This window comes from Cellulomonas sp. ACRRI (genome assembly GCF_022346185.1).
Lineage (GTDB): Bacteria > Actinomycetota > Actinomycetes > Actinomycetales > Cellulomonadaceae > Cellulomonas.
Genome location: NZ_JAKRMS010000177.1, coordinates 1 through 6,143 on the forward strand (window position 1 = coordinate 1; position 6,143 = coordinate 6,143).

5 protein-coding genes are annotated in these 6,143 nt (G+C 76.9%); 2 read left to right on the top strand and 3 right to left on the bottom strand.

What is annotated here, in order from left to right:
• Window positions 1-2: 2 nt before the first annotated feature.
• Window positions 3-1,580 (bottom strand): hydantoinase/oxoprolinase family protein, encoded by a 1,578-nt coding sequence (locus MHY85_RS19585; protein ID WP_239199802.1) that lies wholly within the window; start codon window positions 1,578-1,580, stop codon window positions 3-5.
• Entirely contained in the window at window positions 1,573-2,667 is a 1,095-nt protein-coding gene (locus MHY85_RS19590) for a DUF917 domain-containing protein (protein ID WP_239199805.1), read from the bottom strand. Before MHY85_RS19590 ends, MHY85_RS19585 begins: the two co-directional genes overlap by 8 nt.
• Window positions 2,668-2,759: 92 nt before the next feature.
• On the opposite strand from MHY85_RS19590, the gene MHY85_RS19595 reads away from it, so the two are divergent.
• On the top strand, window positions 2,760-4,370 hold the full coding sequence (locus MHY85_RS19595; protein ID WP_239199808.1) for a CdaR family transcriptional regulator: 1,611 nt from the start codon (window positions 2,760-2,762) through the stop codon (window positions 4,368-4,370).
• 69 nt (window positions 4,371-4,439) lie between these two features.
• Here the strand turns inward: MHY85_RS19595 and MHY85_RS19600 are convergent, their stop codons facing one another.
• Window positions 4,440-5,525 carry an alpha/beta hydrolase gene (locus tag MHY85_RS19600; RefSeq protein WP_239199811.1) on the bottom strand — a complete coding sequence of 362 codons (1,086 nt, stop codon included), beginning with the start codon at window positions 5,523-5,525 and terminating at the stop codon, window positions 4,440-4,442.
• A gap of 214 nt (window positions 5,526-5,739) precedes the next feature.
• Here MHY85_RS19600 and MHY85_RS19605 point away from each other — a divergent pair, with 214 nt between their 5' ends.
• Window positions 5,740-6,018 carry a PLDc N-terminal domain-containing protein gene (locus MHY85_RS19605; RefSeq protein WP_239199814.1) on the top strand — a complete coding sequence of 93 codons (279 nt, stop codon included), beginning with the start codon at window positions 5,740-5,742 and terminating at the stop codon, window positions 6,016-6,018.
• Window positions 6,019-6,143: the final 125 nt, after the last annotated feature.

A 6,143-nucleotide genomic window follows, 5' to 3' on the forward strand; every position in this document is an offset into this window, starting at 1 on the left:
GGTCAGAGCGCGCCGAGGGGGCCGGCGGCCTTGACCTGCACGCGGATCGCGGGCTCGGGGAGGTAGGAGAGGGGGACCTCGGTCAGCTCGACGACCTCGACGTGCTCGGGGTCGGCGCCGGCCTGGATCGCCCGGCGGCACGCGACCGACTTGGCCTCGTCGAGCGCCTCGGTGCGGCCGGCCCCGGCGGGGACGATCGCCTCCCAGCGGCCCGACGCCAGCGCGATGGCGGCCCCCACGGCGTTGGCGACCTGGCCGAACTCCGGGCGGAGCACCGCGGCCACGCCGGGCACGTCGTCCGGGACCAGGAACGCCCCGCCGCCGACGGCGACCAGCGGCTGCTCGGAGCGGCCCATCGTCACCATGTCGACGGCCTCGGCGATCGCCTCGTCCGCGGCGGCCAGGCCGGCGGCGAGCAGCGCGCGGTCGTCCTCGCCGACGCGGGAGGCGTCCGCGATGTCGATCGTGGTCCGGCCGGCGACCAGGCCGCCGTCGGTGAGCGTCGGGGTCTCGCCGCCGAACGCGAGGCCGTGCTGCGGCAGCGCGTAGCCGACCGAGTCGGGGCCGATGCGGACCTCGTCGGCGGTGCCGCGCACCCGGGTGCCGCCGCCGACGGCGATGCCGAGGATGTCGGGCATCCGGAAGTTCGTCCGCACCCCGCCGATGTCGACCGCCAGCGCCGACTCGCGCGGGAAGCCCTTGAGCAGCACGCCGAGGTCGGACGAGGTGCCGCCGACGTCGATCACGACGGCGTCCTGCACCCGGGACAGGTAGGCGGCGCCGCGCAGCGAGTTCGCCGGGCCGGAGCCGATGGTCAGCACCGGGTAGCGCGCCGCGTAGTCGGGCGCCATCAGGGTGCCGTCGTTCTGCGCGAAGTACGTGACGACGTCCAGGCCGTGCGCGCGGACCACGTGGTCGAGCGCGTCGGTGACGTCCCGGGCCACGCCGTACAGCGCGGCGTTCAGCGCGGTGGCGTTCTCCCGCTCGACCAGGCCGAGCGAGCCGATCTCGTGGCTGAGCGACACCGGCACGTCCGCGCCGGCCTCCTCCGCGACGATCTGCGCGACCTCGAGCTCCTGGTCCCGGAACGCCGGGCTGAACACGCCGGTCACCGCGAACGCGTCCGCCGCCTCGCGGTGCTTCCGCACGAACGCGCGGATGGCCCCGGTGTCGAGCGGCGCGATCGGGTAGCCGTCGATCAGGTGCCCGCCGCCGACCACGATGGCGTCGACGAGCGCGGCGTCGCGCAGGTCCTTCGGCCAGGAGTACAGCGGCGGCACGGCGGTCGTCGCGGGGGCGCCGATCCGGATGACGCCGACCCGGCCGAGGCCGCGGCGCTCCAGGATCGCGTTGGTCGCGTGCGTCGTGCCGAGCATGACCCGGCCGACGCGGGCGCGGTCGTCGCCGAGCTGGTCGAGGACCGCGCCGACCGCGGCCTGCAGGCCGGAGGTCACGTCGCGGGTGGTCGCCTGCTTGGTCCAGGCCAGGACGGTGCCGCTCTCGTCGAGCACGACGGCGTCGGTGTTCGTCCCGCCGACGTCGATCCCGATGCGCAGCGGGCGCTGCCGCAGGTCAGCCACGGACGGCTCCGATCTCCTCGACGGGGACGTAGTCCAGGTCGTAGCCGAAGGCCCGGGGGCCGACGACCTCGAGCCCGCGCTCCGAGCGCCACAGCGGGTGGCACGCCCAGGCCAGGACGCTGACGCGCTGGCCGTAGCGGAGGTTCTCGGTCTGGACGGCGCGGGCGCTCGCGGTGTCGACCACGGTGATGAGGTCGGGCACGGAGGCGAGCAGGGTGCCCTCGTCGAGCACGACGAGGTTCTCGTTCTGGATCTCGACGCGGACCAGGCGGCCGCGGTCGTCGCCCAGGCCGTCGATCACGACGGAGCCGCGGACGAAGCCGCCGCCGGTGCGGCGCTCGATGTCGATGATCTTGCCGGTGACCAGCACGCGGGCGTCCAGCGCCTCGACGAGCGCGGCCAGCGGGTCCTCGGCGCCCTCGGTGGCGTGGCCGAGGCGGACCGCCTGGCTGACCGTGCCGGGGATGACGGCGCCGTCGAGCTGCGCGCCGTCCAAAAGGTAGTCGGCCATGAGGGCGTGGGACCCCGCGGCGACGGCGACCGCGCGGGCCAGGCGCTCGGCCCAGAGGCCGTCGACCGGCTTCATCGTGGTGACGTTGCCGAGGGTGTCGGCCAGCACGATCGAGTTCACCGGCAGCCCGGCGACGTACATCGAGATCATCTGGACCTCGGGGAACGCGCGTCCCATGCCGTCGGCGTCCACCAGCGGCACGCCGAGCCGAGCGGCCCAGGCGACCGGCTGCACGCCGTTCGAGCCGCCGATCTCGGAGGACATGACGGCGGCGACCTCGCGGCCGGTCAGCTCCTCGACCGCGTCCCGCAGCCGCAGCACGTCGTCCGCGTCGGGGATCATCTCGGCCGACACGGTGGGGGCGCCGATGCCCGACAGCGGCACGACGAGGGCGTCCGGGGCGACGTCGCCCGGCTGGACCACCTCGACGGGGCCGTACTGCTCGAGGGCGTGGCCGGCGGCCAGCAGGCCGGTCTCGACGCCGCCGCCTCCGCCGGTGCTGAGCACGGCGCAGCCGCGCCCGAGGGCGCCGACCGACTCCGCGTCGATGGTCTGGATGGGGGAGAACACGCTCACGCTGTGGAGTCTGCGGGGCGGGTCCGCGTGGTGAGAATGTCGTCTCATCACGAGTTTTGGCGCGGAACTGTGCTGCCGCCACAATTCGGGGCATGGCGACGGTCAGTGAGCTGGTGGCGCGTGGCGCGCATCACGGTCTGCGGGTGCTCGGGGCGGGTGATCCGGCGGCAGGCGAGGCCGCGGAGACGGCAGAGGTCCGCGAGGTGGCGACCGTCGGCGACCTCGCCTCCGTCGGGTCGCCCGGCGCGGGGACGCTCGTCGTGCTCATGGCGAGCGCGCTGCGGGCCGCCGAGCCGTACGAGGTCGACGTCGCCGTCCGCCGGTCCGCGCAGCGGTCGCACGCCGGGCTCGTGCTCGTCGGCGCCGAGCGGGTGCCGGTCACCGCGGCGCGGATCGCGTCCCGCGCCGGGCTCCCCCTGCTCGCGGTGCCCGCGACCGCCGACGTCAACGAGCTCATCGTCTGGCTGAACCGCACCGTGCGCGGCGGGACCTCCGACACCGTGGCGCGGGCCGAGGCGGTGCTGGACGTGCTGGCCCGGGGTGCGGCCGGCGACGACGAGGCGGAGGACGGCGGGGTGGCGGCGCTGCTCGCGGCGGTGTCGGACGCGCTGGGGCGGCCGGTGGAGCTGCACGGGGGCGCCGGCGGTCTGGGCGGCGTCGGAGGCGCACGGGGCGCCGGGGGCGCGGTCGCGGGCTCGGCCGGCGGAGCTGGCGACGGCCCGGCCGACCCGGGCGCGGTGCTCGTCGGCGAGCGCGTCGTCGGCACCGTCCGGTGCGCCGTGCCCGACCGCGCCGCCGATCTGGTGATCCCCTCGGTCGCCGCGGCGGTGGGCCGGCTCGTCCGCCGCACCCTCGAGCACCGGTTCGCGCCGTCGCAGACCCGCGCGGAGCTCCTCGCGCAGATCGTCGTCGCCGAGCCGACCCACCTGGTCGGCCTCACCGAGCAGGCGCGCAGCATCGGGCTGCCGGTCGACAGCACGCACGTGGCGTTCTGGGTGGACCTGCGCCCCCGGCACGACGGCGAGGGCGACCCGCCGATCGCCGAGCGCCGCCGGCTGCTGTCCAGCGCCGAGATGCTCTGCCTCGAGATCATGCACCCGTCCGACACCTGGTGGCACGTGGTCCGGGTCGGCGGCAGCCTGCTCCTGCTGGCCAGCGACGACGACGGCGGCGACGGCCGGGTGCTGGTCCGTGCCGCGCGCGCCGACGTCGACGTGGCCGTGGCACGGCTCGTCGCGGACGAGGGCGCCGTGGTGCACGTCGGCATGGGCACCGACCAGCGCGGGCTCGGCGGCATCCGGCAGTCGTCGGTCGAGGCCCGGTCCGCGGCCGAGCTCGCGCTGCGGACCGGGCGGCCCGGGGTCATCACCGTCATGGACACCACGGGCCTGCGCCGGGTGCTCGCCGACCTGCACGCCTCCCCGCTGTCCCGCCGGGTGATGGACGAGCTCCTGGCGCCGGTCGACGCGCTCGGAGCGACCCGGGCCGCGACGGCGGTCCGGACGCTGACGGCCTACCTGGACCACCAGTGCTCGCCGAAGCACGCCGGGGCCGCGCTGCACCTGCACCCCAACGCGGTGACCTACCGGATCCAGCGGATCACGGAGACGCTCGGCGTCGACCTGTCCGACCCGGACGTGCGCCTCGGCCTGCACCTGGCCTGCCGGATGCGCGGCCTGCTGGACGCGGCCCCCGCGTCCTGACGCGGACGCCCGCCGGGCTCGCCGCCGGCGAAGGTGGCGCGGGTGCGCGGGGTGCGCTCGGGACAAGCGTCAGCCGGCGGCGACCTCGTCGAGCAGCGCGAGGCTCGCCGCGACGATCTCGGCCTGCGCCTGCGCGCGGGGGACCGTCGGCGTGCCGTCGCCCGGCTGCGGACCGTAGTCGGCGAAGAAGGCGTGCACCGCCCCGTCGACCTCGGTGAACGTGGTCGCGGCCGGGAGGTCCGCGCGCGACGCGTCGACGTCGGCCGGCGTGGTCAGCCCGTCCTCGGAGCCGGACACCGACGCGACGACCAGGTCCGCGTCCGCCATGTCGCCCAGCGGGTACGACGCGTGCAGCAGCAGCCCGGCGACCTCGTCGTCGTGCGCGGCGGCGAAGGACGACGCGGCGACCCCGCCGAGCGAGTGCCCGCCGACCGCCCAGCGCTCGACGCCGTCGAACGCCGCCATCGCCGACGCCGACTGGCCGGGCGAGGTGAGGGCGATGCCCAGCGGCTCCTTCAGGGCGACCACCAGGTACCCGGCCTCGGCGAGCGGCCGCAGCACGGCGGCGGTCGCCCGGACGTCGACCCGGGCGCCGGGGGAGTAGACCAGGCCGGTCGTCGGCTCCGTCCCGCGCGGGACGAACGCGTACCAGCCGGCGGACTCCCGGACCTCGACGGCGTCGTCGCCGCGCAGGGCGGCGAGCGCGGCGTCGGTGGCGGGGAACGGGCGGAGCCAGGCGGTCGCGGCGGCGAGCACGGCGAGCAGCGCGAGGCCGACCCCGGCGCCGGTGGCGCGCAGCACGCGGCGGCCGCGGGGACCCGCCGGCCCAGGGCTCGCGGCGCGCTCGGCGTGGGGCGACGCGGCGGGCTCGGCGTGGGGCGACGCGGCGGTCGGGTGCACGACGCCCGGCCGCCGGCCGCCGGTCGACGGCGTGTCGGGAGACGCCGTCGCGCGGTGCCGGTCGCGGCGCCACGCCCGCGCGGTCGCGACCAGCAGGGCCGCACCGGCGAGCGCGCTCACCGCGAGCAGCGCGCCGAGCGTCCAGTGCTGGTGCGGCACGGCCCCGCCGGCGGTCGCCAGCACCCAGGCGGGGGCGGCGAGCAGGGCGAGCCCCACGAGCGCTCGGAGGGTGAGCCAGGTCGTCCGTCGGGTCATGCCCGCCAGTCTAGGCGGTCCTCAGCATGCTGAGCATTCCACCCGACCACCGCCGAGTGGAAGGTCTGGCCGGACACGCCCCGGGCGTGTCGGGCCAGACCTTCCACCAAACCCGGGTCCACACCGGACCGCTGAACCGGCCTCGCTGCCGCGGGCGCCCCGGTAGCGTCCGGGACCGGGGCGGGTCGTCCGTCCCGCGGCGGAGGGGGACCGGATGAGGACGCGCGAACCGGTCGAGGGCTGGCGGCTGATGATCCCGGCCTCGTACGACGTGCTGTGGACCGCGACCGCCGTCCTGCTCGTCGCGCTGACGGTGGCCGCGCTGCTCGTCTGGGCGCGCCGCCGGGAGTCGGCGTCGAACGCCCTGGTGCACCTCGCGCTGATCCTCCTGGTCCCGGTGCTCGGCCCGGCGAGCTACCTCGCGGGCGCGGTGCTGGATCGTCGCGCCGCCGCCCGGACGGCGGCGCGGACCCCTCGGCCCGGGCGCGGCTGACCTCCGGGATCCGTCGACCCGCTCAGTGGAAGGTCTGGCCGGACACGCCCCGGGCGTGTCGGGCCAGACCTTCCACTGAGCCAGGTCCCCGGCGCGCGACGACGAACCGCCCGCCCCCGGGGGGG